Genomic DNA, 18,996 nt, shown 5'->3' with positions numbered 1-18,996 from the left:
TATAGTTTTTTATACTGTTCATATATTGAAAACCATCACGATTTACGTGATGGTTTTTTTATAGATATAGATTATCTTTGTTAAATTTATGGCGCTATTTATACGTTAATCTTAAACCATTATTATGTTTTTTTCTTTAATTATTCCAGTTTACAATCGTCCAGATGAAATAGAGGAGCTATTTGAAAGTTTATCACTGTTAGATTACTCTAATAAATTTGAAATTATAATCGTAGAAGATGGATCTTCAATCCGATGCGAAGAAGTAATTCAAAAGTATGAAGATAAATTATCGGTATATTATTATTTTAAAGAAAATTCAGGTCCAGGAGATTCAAGGAATTATGGAATGAAAAAAGCAAATGGAGATTATTTTATCATTTTTGATTCCGATTGTATCATTCCAAAAAACTACTTGACTGAAGTAGAAAAGGCTTTAAATGCCAATTATGTTGATTGTTTTGGCGGACCGGATAAAGCTTTGGATAGTTTTTCGGACATACAAAAAGCAATTAATTTTACCATGACATCCTTTCTTACAACAGGTGGAATTAGAGGTGGATCTGAAAAAATTGACAAGTTTCAGCCTCGAAGTTTTAATATGGGTTTGTCTCGAAAAGCATTCGAAGCATCTAAAGGTTTTGGGAATATACACCCTGGGGAAGATCCAGATTTGTCTATTCGTTTATGGAATTTGGGTTTTGAAACGAAGCTTTTTCAAAATGCGTTTGTCTATCACAAACGTAGAATTGATTGGGGTAAATTTTCGAATCAAGTAAATAAATTTGGCAAAGCCAGACCAATATTAAACAGTTGGTATCCTAAATACAACAAGCTTACATTTTTCTTTCCATCCCTTTTTATTGTTGGACTAGTTGTTGCAGTCTTAGCTTCGTTAATTTTTAATCACGATTTATTACTCCAATTCTATTTTTTATATTTTTTGGTGCTGTTTTTAATATCGAGCTATCAAAATAAAAGTTTAAAAATAGGGGTTTTAACAATAAAAGCAGTTTGGAAACAATTCTTTGGTTACGGAATAGGTTTTATAGAATCCTATTTTAAGATTATCATTTTGAAGCAAAAACCACAGGTTGCTTTTCCAGAATTGTTTTTCAAAAACTAAGATGTCAAAAATAATTGGTTTAACAGGCGGTATTGGGAGTGGCAAAACTACAATAGCCAACCATTTTAAGGCTGCAGGTGTTCCTGTTTATATTGCTGATGATGAAGCACGCATGATTATGCAATCAGCTGAAATTGTTGCAGAAATTAAAAATACATTCGGTCAAGCTCTATTTGAAAAGGACGTTTTAAACCGGCAAAAATTAGCTGAAATTGTATTTAATAACCCTGATAAATTAAAGCAACTTAATGCTATTATTCACCCTGCGGTAAAAAATCATTTTGATAACTGGATTTTAAATTATAAAAATGCACCATTTATTATCTATGAAGCTGCAATTTTATTTGAAAGTGGGAGTTATCTAAAATGTGATCAAATAATAACAGTCATAGCTCCAATTGAATCCAGAATTCAAAGAGTAATTCAGCGCGACGGCACAACTCGTGAGAATGTTTTGAATCGGATTAAAGCACAATGGAATGATGAAGATCGTATTTCAAAAAGCGATTTTGTTATTGATAATGTTACTCCTGAAATCACTAAAGCAGAAGTTGAAAAAATTCTTAAAATTTTGAACATTCAATAATCTTAAGCTTTGTTGTTAATCTTTGGTTAATTTATTATTAATTATACTGTTAAAAAGCTAAATTTGTATCGATGAATAAATTTTTTTTTAAAATCCTCGTTTTGTTGATGAGTTTATCCTTAATAGGGATAATATTAGTGCAAGTATATTGGTTCAATACCTCATTTAAAAATAATGATGAACAGTTTAAATTTCAAGTTAAACAAGTTTTAGGAAATGTAGCTTCTAAACTTCAAAAACAGGAAGCTTATAGTTTTTATGATAAGTACAATCGATATAAAGACAGTACTGGAAAAATTCCTCAAAAAAATGATTTATTAGAGTTTTATTATGTTCAAAAGGATCATTTAACTAATAAAACGATTATTTATTCAAACAGTATAATAGCTGAGAATTATAATATTTCATCTACGTTCTTTGATAAAAAATTAGATAGTGTAAAATTTAAAAGTTTCAATTCTAAAAGGGTAACTGAAGTTTATAACAATAAAAAAATTGATAATCCAAGTATTCAGCACAGTCAAATTCCAGATGTAAAGATTGAAAAGTCAGGAAATTTGGATGTTTTGGGTAATGCACAATTTGAGATTTTCTTTAAGGATATTGCCGAAGCAATGTCATTAGAAGAAAGAGTTTCTAAAGCCACTTTGCAGAAACTTTTACAAAAAGAATTAGTAGAATATGGTATAAATACTTCATTTGAGTTTGGAATATACAGTAAAGGTATAGCTACAAAAGTAAAATCGGATTCATTTAAGTACAATAAAAATTTAACTTATTCCATTCCGATTTTTGCTGACAATGAAGGAAATAATAAATACCAACTTTTAGTTTCCTTTCCTCATAAGAAAAAGTTCTTACTTACTGATCTTGTTGGTATCACCTTGTTGTCTATTATTTTTACACTAATAATTATTATTGCTTATTCAAGTGCATTAAATCAATTGATTCGACAACGTCATATTTCTGAAATAAAATCCGATTTCATAAACAATATGACACATGAGTTTAAAACTCCAATTGCAACTATAAATTTGGCTTTAGATGCCATTAAAAATCCAAAAATTATAGACGATAAGGAAAAGGTTTTAAAATACCTTCAAATGATTAAGGACGAAAATAAACGAATGCATGCACAAGTTGAGAATGTATTGCGAATATCTAAATTAGAAAAGAAAGAATTGGATATTTCAAAAGAGTCTAGTAATATTCATGAAATTATTGAAGATGCTATTGAACATGTAGCTTTAATATTAGAAGACAGACAAGGCAATATTAATAAACAATTTGATGCGGTCCGAACAGTTGTATTAGTAAATGAAGTTCATTTTATAAATGTAATTGTAAATATATTAGAGAATGCCATAAAATATTCTCCTACTATTCCCAAAATTGAAGTGATTACCGAAAATGTGAAAGATTTTATTATCATTAAAATAAAGGATAATGGAATAGGGATGAGTAAAGTAGCTCAAAAAAGAATTTTCGAAATGTTTTATAGAGAACATACAGGAGATTTACATGATGTAAAAGGTCATGGTTTGGGATTAGCTTACGTTAAGAAAATTATAGAAGACCATAACGGTCAAATCTATGTAGAAAGTGAAAAAGGAAAAGGTAGTACCTTTATAATAAAAATACCATTAATAAATTAAAAATATGGAAAATGTAAATAAAAGGATTCTTTTAGTTGAAGACGACCTTAATTTTGGTGCCGTACTAAAAGATTATCTAATGCTAAATGATTTTGATGTCACTTTGGCAAAAAACGGAATGGAAGGTTTTGAAAAATTCAAAAAAGACAATTACGATTTATGCATTTTAGATGTGATGATGCCTTATAAAGACGGTTATACTTTAGCAAAAGAAATAAGAGAGAAAAACCAAGAAGTGCCAATCATTTTTTTAACGGCAAAATCCATGAAAGAGGATGTCTTAAAAGGATACAAAGCAGGAGCTGATGATTATTTGAATAAACCTTTTGATTCAGAAGTTTTATTAATGAAAATTAGAGCCATAATTCAAAGAAAATCTTCTGGAGCAAAAGCGGAACCGGTTCAATTTGAATTTAATATTGGTAAGTTTCATTTGAACTCTAAACTTAGATTTTTGAGTTTTGACAACCAAGAACCCGTTAAATTATCTCCTAAAGAGAATGAATTATTAAAAATGTTGATTCTTCATGAAAATGATTTAATGCCTAGAGAATTGGCTTTAACTAAAATTTGGAGAGATGACAATTATTTTACTTCAAGAAGTATGGATGTGTACATCGCCAAATTAAGAAAATATTTAAAACTAGATCCCAATGTTGAAATTCTAAACATTCACGGGGAAGGATTTAGATTGGTAGTAAAAAAATAATATAATGGTAATTTTTGAAAGGTTTCAAGTAATTGAAGCCTTTCTTATTTTAAGTTCAGCTGTAAGGCAAAACAGGTTTTATCTTCTTTTGTAATACTGAAAATTAGTGCATCCGAAGTTAAATTTTCATGAATAATAACGTTGTCTTTCAAGGACAGTTCTTTTAGAAAGTTCATTTCGAAGCTTTCTATTTTTTGATTTAATATAGAGTCATCTTCCACAAAATCCAAGCACCATTCTAGATATTTTACGTTATTTACGTGATTTACAATGTCTAAATCGGACAAAACAACCCTTTTTTTAAAAAGTATTTCGGTATCATGATTTAAATTGATTTTTGAAAAAGATTCTTTAGTTGCTTTTCTTTCAGGATATAATTCAAAATGTTCAAACGGTAAAGCCAAGGCTTCAGGCCGTCTAATTTTAGTGTTGAATACTGCCCAAAACGTTTCGCAACCCACAATTTTTTTACCTTTGACATGTATTTCTATCGCACGAACGGAACGTGAATTTTCTAAGGTATTAATCCAAGTTTTTACGGTAACGATATCTTTCCACTTCGGTAATTCAGTTATTTCAACACGCATTCTACTCAAAACCCATGCTTGGTCGAATTCCTGCATATCCGAAAAACTAATCCCGCCCACATCCGAATGTGCTGCAGCTGTTAATTGTAAAATGTTACACAAATCAGTATATTTTAAATATTCATTTGGCATGCATTGCGTAAAATTGATTTCCCAATCTTTACTGAATATGGACGTGAAATTTGGTGAAATTGGCATGTTGATAGAGGAGGTTGGAAGTACGAAATACGAGGTACGAAGTTAGTATTTGGAATTTTTATTTTGGAATTTCTATATTGGAAATATTTTTGTCATTGCCATTGCTATTGTCATTGCTTTTCTTTTTTATGTAATCTATAATCTCTTGTCGATCTATCAAATAATCAAACCACTTTGTTTCTTCGTTTCTTTTGAACCAAGTAAGTTGTCGCTTGGCAAACCTTCTGGTGTTTTTTTTGATTTCTTCGATGGCAAATTCCAATGAAATCTCGCCTTCGAAATAGCTGAATAATTCTCTGTAACCTACAGTTTGTAGGGCATTCCGATTTTTATGTGGCAATAATTCTTTGGCTTCCGCCAATAAACCTTCGTTCAACATAATATCTACTCGCTGATTGATTCTATCATATATTACACTTCTTTCGGCTTCTAATCCGATGAGAATAGGAGTGAAGTTACGGGTGTTTTTCTTTTGGTTTAAAAAAGAGGAATAAGGTTTTCCAGTTCCAATACAAACTTCCAAAGCACGCATCAAACGTTGTGGATTTTCTTTGGCTACCACTTCAAAGTATTTTGGATCTCTTTGCTCTAATTCGGTTTGTAAATAGTGTAAACCTAGTAGTTCATAATTTTGTTTTACTTCCTCACGAACTGAAAGTTCTATTTCAGGAAATTCGTCAAAACCCTTTAAAACGGCATCGACATACAAACCAGAACCTCCAACGAGAACAACATAATCATTGGTTAGGAATAATTCCTCTAATTTTTCGATGGCTTCTTTTTCGAAATCGCCAACGGTATAATTTTCGAAAATGGATTTGTTTTGAATAAAATGATGTTGGGCCGCAGCCAATTCCTCACTCGATGGAACTGCAGTTCCTATTCGCATTTCTTTGAAAAATTGTCGGCTGTCACAAGATATTATTTCGCTTTTGAACTGTTGTGCCAAAGCGATGCTCAAGGCTGTTTTTCCTATGGCTGTAGGGCCGACGATGGTTATTAAGTATTTCATATTTTTTTAGCCCAGATGGAAACGGAAACCCCAGAGTTATGAAAGTTATTTTTTCTTGGTTGTAAAAGAGCGACCAGCGGAAGCTCCTTTTACGGCCGTAGAAAAACAACTTGAATAACGAGGAGTTGTAGTGCACAGCTGGAATAGCTTCTTATTAATTTTCTACTAATTTTGAACCGCAATGATAACAAAATTTTGCTTTATCTTGATGGTCTTCGGCATCGCAATGGTTACATGAATAGTTGTTATTTATATTTGGTTTTTTAGTTGTTGATTTGGCCATTTCGGTGGTAACAATTCCTGTAGGTACTGCTATAATTCCATACCCCAAAATCATTACAAACGAGGCTATAAATTGACCCAATGGAGTTACAGGTGAAATGTCGCCATAACCTACTGTCGTTAGGGTTACAATTGTCCAATAAATGCTGGTTGGGATACTTGTAAAGCCATTTTCCTCCCCTTCAACAATATACATTATGGAGCCAATTATAATGGTGCTGATGAGTACAAAATACATGAAAACCGTGATTTTTCCTCTGCTGGCTTTGAGCGCTTTGACTAAATGTAATGATTGGACTGAAAATTTTGGGTTGTTCAAAATTTTAAATAATCGTAACAATCGTAGCGAACGAATTACTGAAAAAACCTTTGTCCCCACTAAGAAAAAGGCCAAATACATGGGTAGAATGGCAATCAAATCGATAATACCGTAGAAACTTGCGATGTATTTTAAAGGTTTGTTTGTAACTGCAATTCTCAATACATATTCAAGTGTAAAAAAAACAGTAATTATCCACTCAAGAATTATAAGTTGGTCGTGGTATTTTACATCAAATCCTTGTACTGTTTCGAGCATTACTAAAAGGACGCTTAAGAGGATAAGTCCCAAAAGGATTAAGTCAAAAAGTCTTCCGGCTACCGTATTTGTTCCATAAATGATGATATGGATTTTTTGCCGTAGTATTTTTAATTTTGATTTTTCTCGAATCATACGAAGTAAAAAAAGTTAAAAATGCATTATTTTAATTCCTTTGCTTTTTCGAATATAACTTTGAATATGATGCCTTGTATCCCGGTTATTTGGCATTGGAATAATGATGTTTCTTAAAATGGCAATAGTAGTAATTTGATAATTTAATTCATAAAAGGCATACCCTTTATAAATTCCATTTTCCACAAATATTACACTACGTTCTGTTATAGAGCGACCTCTGTCTAATATTGCCAAAGTTTTATTTTCGAAAATATTTTTATCTATAAAATTTTGAACCCGCTCATTATAAGCTTCTGCATTAATTTTTCCAACACATGCACCATCACATTCACTAATAGTATGTTGAAAACAATGTGTTTTGGTTTGAAATAAACCTGTCAATTTTTGACACAATTGGTATTGAGAACTTATTCTAAGCAAGGCGTCCTTGCCTTCCTGTAGAGAAGTATATGATTTTATTTCTTTTTTGCGCCCGTCAGCCTTTTGTAAATTTAAATTCAAGTAACCTTCTGCGTCTTTTTCAGCATAGATTGCCCATGAAAAATTGCTTTTAGGTGACATTCTATTATAAATGGGTCTATTGATTTTTATTTCTTGGGATTCTTTTAAAATGGAAATCAATTCGCTTCCCGTTTCTTCATAAGTTACGGTGAAAACTTCATTCTGAATTTTCTTGGCACTTTTTGTAATTCCAGTGAAATGTTGATTTACACGCTTTTTTATGTTTCGGCTTTTTCCAATAAAAATGATCGTTCCATCTTCACGGTGAATATAGTAAATCCCTGTTTTGGAAGGAAGGCTTTCGACGATATCCATCAATTTAGGAGAAATTCCTTTTTGGATTTCGAATTTGATAAGTTCTTTGACAATTTCTTTATTTACATCTTTGTCCAATAGCAATTTGAACAACTTTACGGTGGCTAATGCATCTCCGCTGGCACGATGTCTGTCGGCCATTGGGATTCCCAAAGCACGAACTAGTTTACCTAAACTGTGAGAAGGTTGTTCAGGCAATAATTTTTTGGATAGTTCGACTGTACAAAGTGTTTTCACATTGAAATCATAGCCCAAACGCCGAAATTCGGTACGTAATATTCGATAATCAAATTCGGCGTTATGTGCTACCAAAACAGCGTCGTTGGTCATTTCAATAATGCGTTTGGCCACTTCAAAAAACTTTGGGGCAGATTGTAACATGGCATTATTAATTCCGGTCAATTTTACCACAAAAGGCTGAATTGGAATTTCGGGATTCACCAAACTGATGAACTGATCCACGATTTCGTGACCGTCATATTTATAAATGGCAATTTCCGTTATTCCTTCTTCGTTGAATTGTCCTCCAGTAGTTTCTATGTCAAGTATTGCGTACATTTTCAATATCAATTTCAAAAATCAATGGCAATAGCAATTTCAAATATCAATGGCAAAATCAAAACTCATTATCAATTTTAAAAATTTAAAATTGTAATTGCCATTGTAATTGTTATTGTAATTGAATTATTTTTTATTGTTTATCATTTTTGAAGCGATTGCGATAAGTTCTTCAACTTCCGTCAAAAGCCATTTTCTTTCTTCTGAATCTCCTGATTTTATATTATCAAGAACTTTTAATGAATTTCTAGATTCTTTAAGTTCCTTTACGGATAATGAAACTTTGAAAATGAAATCTTTGCTAGTTATTGTGCCTTGAGCTTCTCCATAATTTAACGAAGAACTTCCGGACGATCTTATTAATTGGTTTTTCTAATATTCAATTTCATAAGACTTTTCTAGTTTTCTAACAAAGAAAATACATTCTCCAGCAAATCGAACCAAACGATCTTCAAAATTATAAATTTTATCAAAATTAGGTTCGTTAACTTCCATTTAGGTTTTAATTTTATTTTTTTTCAATTTGCCATTGCCGTTGCCATTGCTATTGCCATTGAAGTTTATCGTCCCCCAAATATACTACTTCCTATTCGAACCATAGTACTTCCGCATTCAATTGCGAGTTTGTAATCGCCCGACATTCCCATTGAGATAGTGTTCAGTTGGCAGTTATTAGTGTTCAGTGGTTTCAGTTTGTCAAAAATCAATTTCAAATGCGTGAATTCTTTCTTGATTTGGTTTTGGTTGTCTGTAAAAGTGGCCATTCCCATTAATCCAACGATTCGAATGTTTTTCATTTCTTCGAAAGCTTTTGATGTTAGGATTTCGTTGAGTTCCATTTCATCCAAACCAAACTTAGTTTCTTCTTCGGCAATATGGATTTGAAGTAAACAATCAATAATTCGGTTGTTCTTTTTTGCTTGTTTATTTATTTCTGCCAATAATTTCGAACTATCAACACCGTGAATCAAATTTACAAAAGGCCCCATAAATTTGACTTTATTCGTCTGAACGTGTCCAATCATGTGCCATTCGATATCTTTTGGCATTGCCTCCCATTTCTCTGCCATTTCTTGGATTTTGTTTTCGCCAAAAATTCGTTGTCCGGCATCATAAGCTTCCATTAAATCAGGAATAGGTTTAGTCTTTGAAACCGCAACTAGGGTTACGTTTTCAGGTAAAGTCGATTTTATTTTGAGAAGATTTTGTGCTATTGACATATTATACAAACTGTTTTGAGATTTTCTCTGCTTTTTTACTTTCACCATAATCATAGAAACCTTCACCAGATTTCACTCCTAATTTTCCAGCTCGGACCATGTTGACCAATAACGGACAAGGAGCATATTTTGAGTTTTTAAAGCCGTCGTACATCACGTTAAGAATTGCCAAGCAGACATCCAATCCAATGAAATCGGCTAATTGCAAAGGTCCCATTGGGTGTCCCATTCCGAGTTTCATCACGGTATCAATTTCGTAAACGCCAGCTACTTTGTTGTATAATGTTTCAATTGCTTCGTTAATCATGGGCATCAAAATTCTGTTGGCCACAAAACCTGGATAATCATTGGCTTCAACGGGAGTTTTTCCCAGTTTTTCGGATAAATCCATAATGATTTTCGTCACTTCATCACTCGTATTGTAGCCGCGGATAATTTCGACTAATTTCATAATCGGTACAGGATTCATAAAATGCATCCCAATTACACGTTCTGGATGCGCTACAACAGCTCCAATTTGTGTAATAGAAATGGAAGAGGTATTTGTTGCGAAAATTGTGTTATGAGAACAAATCTCGTTCAATTGCTTGAAGATATTTAGTTTTAATTCTACATTTTCAGTGGCTGCTTCAACAACTAAATCAACGCCTGTAACACCATCTTTTAAATCGGTATAGGTAATTATATTACTGATGGTTTTGAATTTGTCTCCTTCGGTAATGGTTCCTTTAGCAACCATACGATCTAAATTCGTAAATATAGTTGCCATTCCCGAATCCAATGACTTTTCGGATACATCGATCAGTTTTACGGTGAAACCACTTTGTGCAAAAGTATGTGCTATACCATTGCCCATAGTTCCAGCTCCGATTACGGCTATAATTTTCATATGTTGATAATATTAGTTTTTATAAAGGAATATGTAATTGCTTCGCCTGTTCGGAAGCTCGGGTCGCATATAACTTCATCGGTTTTTGCATCACATTTCCGTTATACTCATTTCATGGATTTTAGTTTAAAGTTTAAAGTACTCTCGAGTAACTTTAAACTTTAAACTAATTTTATTACTTTTTAAAACAATCAATAATTTGATAGGCTACACGCAAGGCTTCTGTAGCTTGTTCTAAAGTTACCACTGGAGTTGAGTTGTTGTTAATAGCATCGGCAAAGGAATCCAATTCGTCTAGAATGGCATTGTTTTGCTCGACATCAGGATTGGAGAAGTAGATTTGTTTTTTCACACCCTCAGCATTTTGTAAAATCATATCAAAATCTCCAGGAATTTCGGGAGCATCTTTCATTTTTACAACCTCGCATTTTTTCTCCAAGAAATCTACCGAGATGTAGGCGTCTTTTTGGAAGAAACGGGATTTTCGCATGTTTTTCAGGGAAATCCGACTGGCTGTTAAATTCGCTACACATCCATTTTCGAACTCAATTCTAGCATTGGCAATATCTGGTGTATCACTAATTACAGAAACTCCACTGGCATGTATGTTTTTTACTTTCGAATTAACTACGCTTAAAATAGCGTCAATATCGTGGATCATTAAATCTAAAACCACTGGAACATCAGTACCACGAGGATTGAATTCGGCCAAACGATGGGTTTCAATAAACATCGGGTTTTCGATCATATCCTTGGTAGCTTTAAAAGCGGGATTGAATCTTTCGACATGACCTACTTGACCTTTTACCTTATATTCAATTGCCAAAGCAATTATTTCTTCGGCTTCAGCTACGGTATTTGAAATAGGTTTTTCAATAAAAACGTGTTTTCCTGATTTGATAGCAACTTTGGCACATTTATAATGCGAAAGAGTTGGGGTAACAATGTCAATTACATCTACAGCATGGATTAAAGTCGCAATAGTCGAGAATTGTTTGTATCCAAATTCATTGGCAACTTTTGCTCCATTTTCTTGGTTTTCGTCATAAAAACCAACCAATTCATATTTTTCAGATTGTTGTAATAATCGTAAATGTATTTTTCCAAGATGTCCTGCACCTAAAACCCCTACTTTTAGCATAAAATGTATTTTTAACAAAAATAGCAATAAATTAATAATTGCTTCGACAGTTCGCAATTTAATTTTTATCCTTTGCAAATTGATAAATATTTAATACTATAAAATTTAAAATTCAATATTTATAATAGCAATTTCTTTCTTATTTTTACCAAAATAAATTCACTTAAATTTTGAAAGACACCTCCAAACATCAAGGCCTTCGCAATCAATTAGTAAGCCTTTTAAAAGAAAAAGGGATTACTGATAAAAATGTTTTGAAAGCAATAAGTAAAATTCCAAGACATCTTTTTTTGAATTCTAGTTTTGCTGATTATGCTTATCAGGATAAAGCTTTTCCAATTGGAGCTGGACAAACTATTTCTCAACCTTATACAGTGGCATTTCAAAGTCAATTATTAGAAGTTAAAAAAGAACAAAAAATACTCGAAATTGGAACAGGTTCAGGGTATCAAACAGCAGTTTTATGTTTGATGGGAGCTAAAGTGTATAGTGTTGAAAGGCAAAATGAACTATTTAAACAAACATCAGCTTTATTACCTAAATTAGGAATACGCCCCAAACATCTTTCTTTTGGTGATGGCTATAAAGGATTGCCAGGTCATGCGCCATTTGATAGCATAATTGTAACGGCTGGTGCTCCAATAATTCCACAAGCTTTGATGGCGCAATTAAAAATAGGAGGAAGGTTGGTCATTCCTCTTGGTGAAGAAAAACAAATAATGACCTTACTAATTAGAAAAAATGAAACCCAATTCGAGAAACATGAGTTTGGTGATTTTAGATTTGTACCTTTATTAGAAAATAAAAATTAATATTCAGAGTATATAAACCAATATCCCGTATCCTTTTAGGACTAGACGGGATTTTTTATTGACCAATAATTTCTAGATAACGAGCCAAACTTTCTTTTTCATTTTGGGCAATAAATAACAGAAAATCTTCTTTGTTGTTTTTTGTTTGAGCAGTTTCTAGGGAATTGTAATATCGCATTCGGGTTTCGTAATCGCCTTTTATATTGGTAATTACATATCCATTTTGTAATAAAATAAGATTCATTACCAAGCGAGAAGTTCTTCCGTTTCCATCTATAAATGGATGAATAGTCAATAGGCGCTCGTGAAGTTCTGCTGCCAAAACAATGGGATGCAAGTTGTTTTTATTGGTTTCATACCAAATAAAAAAATCTTCCATTTCTTTGGAAACCAAAAAAGGTTGCGGTGGCATATACGAACTGCCTTTGATCATTACTTGTGTCTGACGATATCGACCAGCGTCATTTGGTTTAATTCCTCGTAATATTAAGTTATGAATAGATAACACTTCTTGTTCATTTAGGGCATTATTTTTGTCTATCAAATGCTTGATATAGGCAATTGCTTCATGGTGGTTTATTGCTTCCAAATGCTCTCGCATGCTTTTACCCGAAATAGTTAAGCCTTCATTGATTACCAAATCAGTTTCGAGAAGTGTTAGTGTATTTCCTTCGATGCGGTTGCTTTCAAAAGTATATTCCAGTTCTAAAGCTTGAGTGATTCTATCACTATCAAATTTTGGAAATTTATCCAACTTTGATTTAAGAATATCAATTTCATCAAGAATAGATGTCAAGTTTTTTGATAGTGATTTTTTTATCGTGTTATAGTTATTTTGAATCTCTTCCCGAACCATATCCATTGCTTTCAAGGCAAATTCATCCTGTCCTATTTCATTAAGGATTTTCTCTTTAAGCCAAGCCACCAAGAGGGTTTCATAATCGATAGCTAATAAAGAGGCCAATTTAACAACTTGATCTTTGGTTGGTTTTCTGGAACCATTTTCAAACTTGCTGATTAAGGCTTGGTCAATCCTTAAAAGTTGCGCCACTTCTCTGGTTTTTAAACCTTTTTGTTCTCTTGCATTTTTGAGTAGTGTTTTCATTTTTATATGTATTAATTGTCTTGACATATTTGGTCATAAAATTTAAATATAAAAAACCACAAGTAAATTTTTTCAAATCTAGTTGTGGATCTTGTATTTAAAAAGCTTTTTTTATTCTATCAAGATCTCTTTTGGTATCTTGTTCTTTTAGGGATTCTCTTTTATCGTAGGTTTTCTTTCCTCGGCAAAGGCCAATTTCAAGTTTTGCCATCCCTTTTTCGTTGGTAAACAATTTTAAAGGGACAATTGTTAATCCTTTTGCTTGTACACTTCTAGCTAAACTTTTTAATTCTCGCTTATTAAGCAAAAGTTTGCGTTCACTTCTTGATTTATGATTGAATTGATTTCCAAAAGCATATTCTTCAATGTAGGTATTAATTGCAAAAAGCTCCGTGCCACTGAACTCACAAAAACTTTCAGTTATATTTGCTTTTCCTAGACGGATAGATTTTATTTCCGTTCCAGCCAAAACGATTCCAGCAGTAAATTTTTCGATTATTTCATAATCGAATCGAGCTCTTTTATTAAGTATGTTGATTGTTTTTAGCATAGAAGGACAAATGTAATTACAAATGGATGAAACACCAAAAAAATAAATATAAAAGCCTTAAATTTGCCATATGGAAAACCCAATTAAACCAGTTTCAAAAGATCCACTTCACGGAATTACACTTCAATCAATTCTAGAACAACTCGTTACTTATTATGGGTTTGATACTTTGAGTGAATTAATAAAAATTAAATGTTTCACAGACAAACCAAGTATCAAATCGAGTTTAACGTTTTTAAGAAAAACGGATTGGGCAAGAAAAAAAGTAGAAGAATTATACATTAAAACACTTCCTAAAATCAATAGTATCTAATTAATTCGGTAGGAAACCATAACGCCACCTCTGTATGGTAACCATTCACCACTTTTGTTGTAATGTTCTGCTTTGTCAACACGTTCACCAGTACTAATTGCATAGCCCTTATAGAAAGCTTGGTGACTTCCTCCACCTACAAAACAGTCTAACATAAATCGGTTATTTATCTTTTTTTGAAAACCAATTGTTGCTCCCATAAAGTATCCAATACCTTTTTCTGCATAATTTGAATGGATATATTGCCATTTTTGAAGATTAAAACTGGAAAAACCAATATGTCCTCCAAGATAAAATCCATTGTAATTTTCATGAAAATGGTATCTATATTCAGAAGTGAAGCTGTAAAATTCCATTGGAACTCCTTGTAAATCTTTCCAAAATGAGGTTAATACATCAAATTGCAGAGTGGATTTTTTTCCAATACTGGTTTCTAAACCTACATTTGGAATTGTTAACAAAGTTGTAAATGCATTTACTTTTATGTAGGTTTGACTTTGTGAAAAAATCGAAAGTAAAAGAAAAAAGATGATAAGTGGTTTTTTCATATAATTTATAATTTACGGTATATTGTTCATTAAGAATTTTCACATGTTTCGCTAGCAAATATAGAAATAATTGGATGAATTAATTTGTTGTTTTAGTCTAAAAATGAATAAGAATTAAGGGTAGGAGAAGTGCTTATTCAAAAGAGAATAGATTACAGTATCTACAAAACGACCTTGATAAAATTCATTTTCTTTTAAATGAGCCTCCTTGATAAATCCGTTTTTTTGCAACACTTTTTCGGAAGCTAAATTTTCGGGATCGATTATGGCTGCTATCGAATGCAGTTTCATCTCTATAAATCCATATTTAACAACTTTTTTTACGGCTTCAGAAATGATACCTTTTCCATGATATTCTGGAAGTAACATATACCCAATTTCAGACCTATAATGTTCGGGTTTTATATTAAAATGGCCAATAATTCCAATCAGTTTTGGATCGCTTTTTAAAGTAATTGCCCAATTTATGCCTTCATTGGTTTTAAGTTTTTCTTCAAGCAAAGTGATATGTTCCATTGCCTCTTCATTGCTTTTTGCTATAGGTCTAGGTACGTATTTCATGATTTCCTTATTGGACCGAAGTGCAAAAATTTCATTTACATCCTCTTTTACAATCCGGCGTAAATAAAGACGTTCGGTTTCGAGATTTGGAAATGGATTAAAGGATATGCTCACCATTTTATTTGCTTGTTTTATAGTTTAATTATAGAATTTCAATGCTAAATTTCGAATTGAAAATGTCATTTTCACTCAGTACTTGAATCCCTTCTTTTTCAAAAAGATTTCCGAAATGTTCGTTTGTATCAGAATATCCAAACCACGGTTCTATACAAATAAAAGAAGCGTCAATTTTCGTCCAAAGTCCTAAACTAGGAAAATCTTCAAAAGTGACTTTCAAAAATGGTTTTAAATTTTCTAAAATTGTGATTGAATTTGATTCTAGTGTTTTGAAAATTAAGGCGTCGTTTTCAAATAATTGATAGTTTAAATTAATTTTTTTATTTTTCAGTTCCAATTGTTTCTTTTTATTAGCAATCAGATCATTTTCTAAAAGGAAATATTCTAAATTTTCTTCCTTTTCAAATTCAAGAGAGTATTTTTCGAAATTTCCATCTAAAGCAAAGGCCGGATGGGCTCCAATAGAAAACGGCATTATAGTATTTCCTTTATTAAAAACTTTATATTCTACCATAAGACTGTTTTCAATCAAAGTATAAATGATTTGCAGTTCAAACTCAAACGGGTATGTTTTTCTTGTTTCTTCTGATGAATTTAATGAAAAAATGACACTGTTTTTATTTTTTTGTACTACTTCAAAAACCATATCTCTAGCAAAACCATGACGAGCCAATTGGTAATCGATTCCGTTATAGGAATAAGAATTGTTTTTTAATGTGCCCACTATTGGAAATAGAACTGGAGAATGTTTACCCCAAAATTTAGGATTTCCTTCCCACATGAATTCTTTATTTTCTTTGTTTTTTATAGAAAATAATTCAGCTCCTACATGATTTATTTGAGCCGTTACATTTGAATTTGAAATTTTTGTAGTCAAAATAACTCTGTATTAGTATTAAAATATTAAGAATAGAAACCAAATTTCTGAATTTTTATTGAATTATTAGGAATCAAATCAATAGAATTACTAAAATTATGTCAAATTTAATCCGTTTTTTGTACTGTTTACTTTATTTTTCATTTATTTGTTGAAAATTTTTTAATAATGAAAAAATATCATTTCACCTTTACTTTGCAATTCCTTTTATTATTGTTTGTTAGTTCATTATGGTCTCAACAATCTCCAGTTTTAGCACCGATTAAGAAAGTGTCAAATTATGATTATTATGCTGCTTTCGGCCCCTATTTTTATTCTAATGACGGTTCGAAAACCCGCTCCGTTAGTGGTCAACCTGGAGTTGAATACTGGAAAAATAAAGCAGATTATAAGTTATCAGCTGAGCTAAACGATGCAGATAATGAAATTTCAAGCAAAGTTATTATAACTTATACCAACAATAGTCCTGATAATATGAATTTTTTATGGATGTATTTGGAACAAAATTTATTCAAAGACAATTCTCGAGGAAATGCAATCATACCTATCAGTGGCAGTAGAAATGGAGCTCAAGGTCAAGTTTTTGATGGAGGAAATAAAATCAAGTCCGTAAAAATTGTTACAACTTCTAAAGGAAAATCAACAGAGACAGACGTGAAATACAGTATCTATGAAACTAGAATGCAGGTTTTTCTACCTCAAGAATTGAAATCAAAAGGAGGAATAGTCAAACTTAAAATTGAATACTCCTTTATTTCTCCCAAAGAAGGATCAGATAGAATGGGAGTTTTAGAAACAAAAAACGGTAAAGTCTTTACAATGGCTCAATGGTATCCAAGAATGTGTGTATATGACGACATTCGGGGGTGGAATACCAATCCTTATCTTGGAGCTTCGGAATTTTATCTTGAATATGGTGATTTTGACGTTGCCATTACTGTTCCTTCCAACCAATTTGTTGTTTGTTCAGGTGAATTAGTGAATAAATCGGAAGTGTTATCTTTAAAAGAACAAAATCGTTTTGTAACAGCTTCTCAAAGTGACAAAACGGTTATCATACGTTCTAAAGAAGAAGTTATAGAAAATGCCACTACGAATCCAAAAACAACTAAAACATGGCGATTTAAATTAAATAATTCTAGAGATATAGCATGGGCATCATCGGCTTCATTTATTGTTGATGGGGCAAGAATTAATTTGCCAAGCGGAAAAAAATCTTTGGCCATTTCTGTTTATCCAATCGAAAGTGACGGCATGGACGCTTGGGGACGCTCTACTGAATATGTTAAAGCAGCGATTGAAAATTATTCCAAAAGATGGTTCGAATATCCTTATAAAACCGCAACTAATGTAGCGGGTATTGTATCAGGAATGGAATATCCCGCGATGTCTTTTTCGGATTACAAGGATAAAGGTAAAGATTTATGGAGTGTTACCGATCACGAATTTGGCCATATTTGGTTTCCAATGATTGTGGGATCCAACGAACGTTTGTATGCCTGGATGGATGAAGGATTCAATACATTTATTAATTCCATTAGTTGGAATGATTTTAATAATGGAGAATATAAAAAAGAAAATAGAGATCTTCATCTTTATTCAAAAAACTTTACCAACCCTAGTCTAGAGCCAATTATGAGTTCTCCTGATAATATGAAAGAAGCCAATATAGGTATTTTGTCTTATTATAAACCTAGTACTGCTTTAACATTGTTAAGAGAACAAATTTTAGGTCCCGAACGTTTTGATTTTGCTTTTCGAACCTATATAGAACGTTGGGCGTACAAGCATCCAGCTCCCGACGACTTTTTTCGCACCATGGAAAATGCATCTGGTGAAGATTTAGGCTGGTTTTGGAGAGCTTGGTTTGTCAATAATTGGCAATTGGATCAAGGTGTAAATGCGATAAAATATGTAAACAATGATCCTACAAAGGGTGTGTATATCACAATAGAAAATTTCGAGAAAATGGCAATGCCAGTGACTTTAGAGATTAAAACCAAAAGTGGGAAAACAACACGGATTCAATTACCAGTTGAAATCTGGCAAAGAAATGAGGAATGGACTTTTAAGCATAATTCTACTGAGGAAATAGAAAGTATTATTATTGATCCTGATCATATTCTACCGGATAACAACGAAAGTAATAATAGTTGGAATTCAGCTACTGGGAAAATCGAAAAAGACATCGATTTAAAAGGCTATTTAGGGACTTATTCTAATAATAAATATATTGGAACCTTTGTATTATCATTAAAAAAAGGAGTTATCAATGTTGAAATGAAAGACTTTCCAAAATTTACTATTGAATATATAGATAATAATACTTTCGAATCAAAAGCTTCGGGTCTAACATTTCAATTTGCTGAAAATAAAAACAGTTTTGATTTGATTTGGGATGATGGTAATAAAATTAACTATACTAGAGAATAACCTATAAAATTTAATCAAACAAGCACCAACGTTTTAGAAATAAATGTTGGTGCTTTTTTATTTTATAAGAACAAACTTATCGGTGCCAATTCGTTTAATCGGTTTAATCTGTGATCAAAATAATGATTCGTGCTAATTTGTGCAATTCGTGTCTAAAAAAAGAAGCACTCGACTTCGCAGATTGTA

General features: G+C 32.0%; 21 protein-coding genes. 7 read left to right on the top strand and 14 right to left on the bottom strand.

Translation table 11 applies throughout. The features are described 5' to 3' along the window. Positions 1-124: 124 nt before the first annotated feature. The 4 genes from E0F76_RS07845 to E0F76_RS07830 all read left to right on the top strand — a co-directional run bounded on the left by E0F76_RS07845 (position 125) and on the right by E0F76_RS07830 (position 4,076). Complete coding sequence (locus E0F76_RS07845) at positions 125-1,126, top strand: glycosyltransferase (protein WP_132003848.1); 1,002 nt, start codon at positions 125-127, stop codon at positions 1,124-1,126. Between the two features lies 1 nt (position 1,127). Beyond that, positions 1,128-1,712 carry a dephospho-CoA kinase gene (gene coaE / locus E0F76_RS07840; RefSeq protein ID WP_132003845.1) on the top strand — a complete coding sequence of 195 codons (585 nt, stop codon included), beginning with the start codon at positions 1,128-1,130 and terminating at the stop codon, positions 1,710-1,712. Between the two features lie 71 nt (positions 1,713-1,783). Further along, entirely contained in the window at positions 1,784-3,367 is a 1,584-nt protein-coding gene (locus E0F76_RS07835) for a sensor histidine kinase (RefSeq protein WP_132003842.1), read from the top strand. Between the two features lie 4 nt (positions 3,368-3,371). Beyond that, complete coding sequence (locus E0F76_RS07830; RefSeq protein ID WP_132003839.1) at positions 3,372-4,076, top strand: response regulator transcription factor; 705 nt, start codon at positions 3,372-3,374, stop codon at positions 4,074-4,076. A gap of 44 nt (positions 4,077-4,120) precedes the next feature. Here the strand turns inward: E0F76_RS07830 and E0F76_RS07825 are convergent, their stop codons facing one another. The 9 genes from E0F76_RS07825 to E0F76_RS07790 all read right to left on the bottom strand — a co-directional run bounded on the left by E0F76_RS07825 (position 4,121) and on the right by E0F76_RS07790 (position 11,494). Further along, positions 4,121-4,861 carry an acyl-[acyl-carrier-protein] thioesterase gene (locus tag E0F76_RS07825; protein ID WP_132003836.1) on the bottom strand — a complete coding sequence of 247 codons (741 nt, stop codon included), beginning with the start codon at positions 4,859-4,861 and terminating at the stop codon, positions 4,121-4,123. Positions 4,862-4,919: 58 nt separating this feature from the next. Next, on the bottom strand, positions 4,920-5,873 hold the full coding sequence (gene miaA / locus E0F76_RS07820; protein WP_132003833.1) for a tRNA (adenosine(37)-N6)-dimethylallyltransferase MiaA: 954 nt from the start codon (positions 5,871-5,873) through the stop codon (positions 4,920-4,922). 154 nt (positions 5,874-6,027) lie between these two features. Then, entirely contained in the window at positions 6,028-6,867 is an 840-nt protein-coding gene (locus tag E0F76_RS07815) for an ion transporter (RefSeq protein WP_132003830.1), read from the bottom strand. 15 nt (positions 6,868-6,882) lie between these two features. Further along, positions 6,883-8,244 (bottom strand): exonuclease domain-containing protein, encoded by a 1,362-nt coding sequence (locus E0F76_RS07810; RefSeq protein WP_132003827.1) that lies wholly within the window; start codon positions 8,242-8,244, stop codon positions 6,883-6,885. A 126-nt stretch (positions 8,245-8,370) separates the two neighbouring features. Next, positions 8,371-8,604: a four helix bundle protein gene (locus E0F76_RS19600; RefSeq protein ID WP_281275274.1), complete on the bottom strand. Its 234-nt coding sequence runs from the start codon at positions 8,602-8,604 to the stop codon at positions 8,371-8,373. 12 nt (positions 8,605-8,616) lie between these two features. Further along, entirely contained in the window at positions 8,617-8,739 is a 123-nt protein-coding gene (locus E0F76_RS19845) for a hypothetical protein (RefSeq protein WP_281275272.1), read from the bottom strand. Between the two features lie 65 nt (positions 8,740-8,804). Further along, positions 8,805-9,464, bottom strand: a complete 660-nt coding sequence (locus tag E0F76_RS07800; RefSeq protein ID WP_132003824.1) for a YggS family pyridoxal phosphate-dependent enzyme — start codon at positions 9,462-9,464, stop codon at positions 8,805-8,807. 1 nt (position 9,465) lies between these two features. After that, the gene (locus tag E0F76_RS07795) at positions 9,466-10,353 is read right to left on the bottom strand and encodes a 3-hydroxyacyl-CoA dehydrogenase family protein (protein WP_132003821.1); all 888 of its coding nucleotides are present in this window, start codon (positions 10,351-10,353) and stop codon (positions 9,466-9,468) included. A 175-nt stretch (positions 10,354-10,528) separates the two neighbouring features. Further along, on the bottom strand, positions 10,529-11,494 hold the full coding sequence (locus E0F76_RS07790) for a Gfo/Idh/MocA family protein (RefSeq protein WP_132003818.1): 966 nt from the start codon (positions 11,492-11,494) through the stop codon (positions 10,529-10,531). Between the two features lie 170 nt (positions 11,495-11,664). On the opposite strand from E0F76_RS07790, the gene E0F76_RS07785 reads away from it, so the two are divergent. After that, positions 11,665-12,306: a protein-L-isoaspartate(D-aspartate) O-methyltransferase gene (locus tag E0F76_RS07785; protein WP_132003815.1), complete on the top strand. Its 642-nt coding sequence runs from the start codon at positions 11,665-11,667 to the stop codon at positions 12,304-12,306. Between the two features lie 55 nt (positions 12,307-12,361). Here the strand turns inward: E0F76_RS07785 and E0F76_RS07780 are convergent, their stop codons facing one another. After that, on the bottom strand, positions 12,362-13,411 hold the full coding sequence (locus E0F76_RS07780) for a Fic family protein (protein ID WP_132003813.1): 1,050 nt from the start codon (positions 13,409-13,411) through the stop codon (positions 12,362-12,364). A 97-nt stretch (positions 13,412-13,508) separates the two neighbouring features. Next, entirely contained in the window at positions 13,509-13,961 is a 453-nt protein-coding gene (smpB, locus tag E0F76_RS07775; protein ID WP_132003810.1) for an SsrA-binding protein SmpB, read from the bottom strand. 70 nt (positions 13,962-14,031) lie between these two features. Here smpB and E0F76_RS07770 point away from each other — a divergent pair, with 70 nt between their 5' ends. Then, positions 14,032-14,274: a VF530 family protein gene (locus E0F76_RS07770; protein ID WP_132003807.1), complete on the top strand. Its 243-nt coding sequence runs from the start codon at positions 14,032-14,034 to the stop codon at positions 14,272-14,274. Here E0F76_RS07770 and E0F76_RS07765 read toward each other — a convergent pair. The 3 genes from E0F76_RS07765 to E0F76_RS07755 form a co-directional block, all read right to left on the bottom strand. After that, positions 14,271-14,822, bottom strand: a complete 552-nt coding sequence (locus tag E0F76_RS07765; protein ID WP_132003805.1) for a DUF3575 domain-containing protein — start codon at positions 14,820-14,822, stop codon at positions 14,271-14,273. The genes E0F76_RS07770 and E0F76_RS07765 overlap by 4 nt on opposite strands. A gap of 114 nt (positions 14,823-14,936) precedes the next feature. After that, complete coding sequence (locus E0F76_RS07760) at positions 14,937-15,500, bottom strand: GNAT family N-acetyltransferase (RefSeq protein ID WP_132003803.1); 564 nt, start codon at positions 15,498-15,500, stop codon at positions 14,937-14,939. 25 nt (positions 15,501-15,525) lie between these two features. Further along, positions 15,526-16,377, bottom strand: coding sequence for an aldose 1-epimerase family protein (locus tag E0F76_RS07755; protein WP_132003801.1), 852 nt, complete (start codon positions 16,375-16,377; stop codon positions 15,526-15,528). 168 nt (positions 16,378-16,545) lie between these two features. Here E0F76_RS07755 and E0F76_RS07750 point away from each other — a divergent pair, with 168 nt between their 5' ends. Further along, a complete protein-coding gene (locus tag E0F76_RS07750) occupies positions 16,546-18,810 on the top strand; it encodes a M1 family metallopeptidase (protein ID WP_132003798.1) in 2,265 nt (754 codons plus the stop codon). Positions 18,811-18,996: the final 186 nt, after the last annotated feature.

This window comes from Flavobacterium cellulosilyticum, from assembly GCF_004349355.1.
GTDB classification, from domain to species: domain Bacteria; phylum Bacteroidota; class Bacteroidia; order Flavobacteriales; family Flavobacteriaceae; genus Flavobacterium; species Flavobacterium cellulosilyticum.
The sequence above is the reverse complement of the archived record's forward strand: the minus strand, read 5'-3'. Positions and strand labels throughout refer to the sequence as shown.

Bases quoted from the DNA above. Each gene is read 5' to 3' on its own strand.
- E0F76_RS07750 (WP_132003798.1), top strand. From the start codon at position 16,546: ATGAAAAAATATCATTTCACCTTTACTTTGCAATTCCTTTTATTATTG.
- E0F76_RS07810 (WP_132003827.1), bottom strand. From the start codon at position 8,244: ATGTACGCAATACTTGACATAGAAACTACTGGAGGACAATTCAACGAA.
- E0F76_RS07825 (WP_132003836.1), bottom strand. From the start codon at position 4,861: ATGCCAATTTCACCAAATTTCACGTCCATATTCAGTAAAGATTGGGAA.
- E0F76_RS07830 (WP_132003839.1), top strand. From the start codon at position 3,372: ATGGAAAATGTAAATAAAAGGATTCTTTTAGTTGAAGACGACCTTAAT.
- E0F76_RS07835 (WP_132003842.1), top strand. From the start codon at position 1,784: ATGAATAAATTTTTTTTTAAAATCCTCGTTTTGTTGATGAGTTTATCC.
- E0F76_RS07800 (WP_132003824.1), bottom strand. From the start codon at position 9,464: ATGTCAATAGCACAAAATCTTCTCAAAATAAAATCGACTTTACCTGAA.
- E0F76_RS07795 (WP_132003821.1), bottom strand. From the start codon at position 10,353: ATGAAAATTATAGCCGTAATCGGAGCTGGAACTATGGGCAATGGTATA.
- miaA (WP_132003833.1), bottom strand. From the start codon at position 5,873: ATGAAATACTTAATAACCATCGTCGGCCCTACAGCCATAGGAAAAACA.
- E0F76_RS07780 (WP_132003813.1), bottom strand. From the start codon at position 13,411: ATGAAAACACTACTCAAAAATGCAAGAGAACAAAAAGGTTTAAAAACC.
- E0F76_RS07815 (WP_132003830.1), bottom strand. From the start codon at position 6,867: ATGATTCGAGAAAAATCAAAATTAAAAATACTACGGCAAAAAATCCAT.
- E0F76_RS07845 (WP_132003848.1), top strand. From the start codon at position 125: ATGTTTTTTTCTTTAATTATTCCAGTTTACAATCGTCCAGATGAAATA.
- coaE (WP_132003845.1), top strand. From the start codon at position 1,128: ATGTCAAAAATAATTGGTTTAACAGGCGGTATTGGGAGTGGCAAAACT.
- E0F76_RS07770 (WP_132003807.1), top strand. From the start codon at position 14,032: ATGGAAAACCCAATTAAACCAGTTTCAAAAGATCCACTTCACGGAATT.
- E0F76_RS19845 (WP_281275272.1), bottom strand. From the start codon at position 8,739: ATGGAAGTTAACGAACCTAATTTTGATAAAATTTATAATTTTGAAGAT.
- smpB (WP_132003810.1), bottom strand. From the start codon at position 13,961: ATGCTAAAAACAATCAACATACTTAATAAAAGAGCTCGATTCGATTAT.
- E0F76_RS07760 (WP_132003803.1), bottom strand. From the start codon at position 15,500: ATGGTGAGCATATCCTTTAATCCATTTCCAAATCTCGAAACCGAACGT.
- E0F76_RS07765 (WP_132003805.1), bottom strand. From the start codon at position 14,822: ATGAAAAAACCACTTATCATCTTTTTTCTTTTACTTTCGATTTTTTCA.
- E0F76_RS07790 (WP_132003818.1), bottom strand. From the start codon at position 11,494: ATGCTAAAAGTAGGGGTTTTAGGTGCAGGACATCTTGGAAAAATACAT.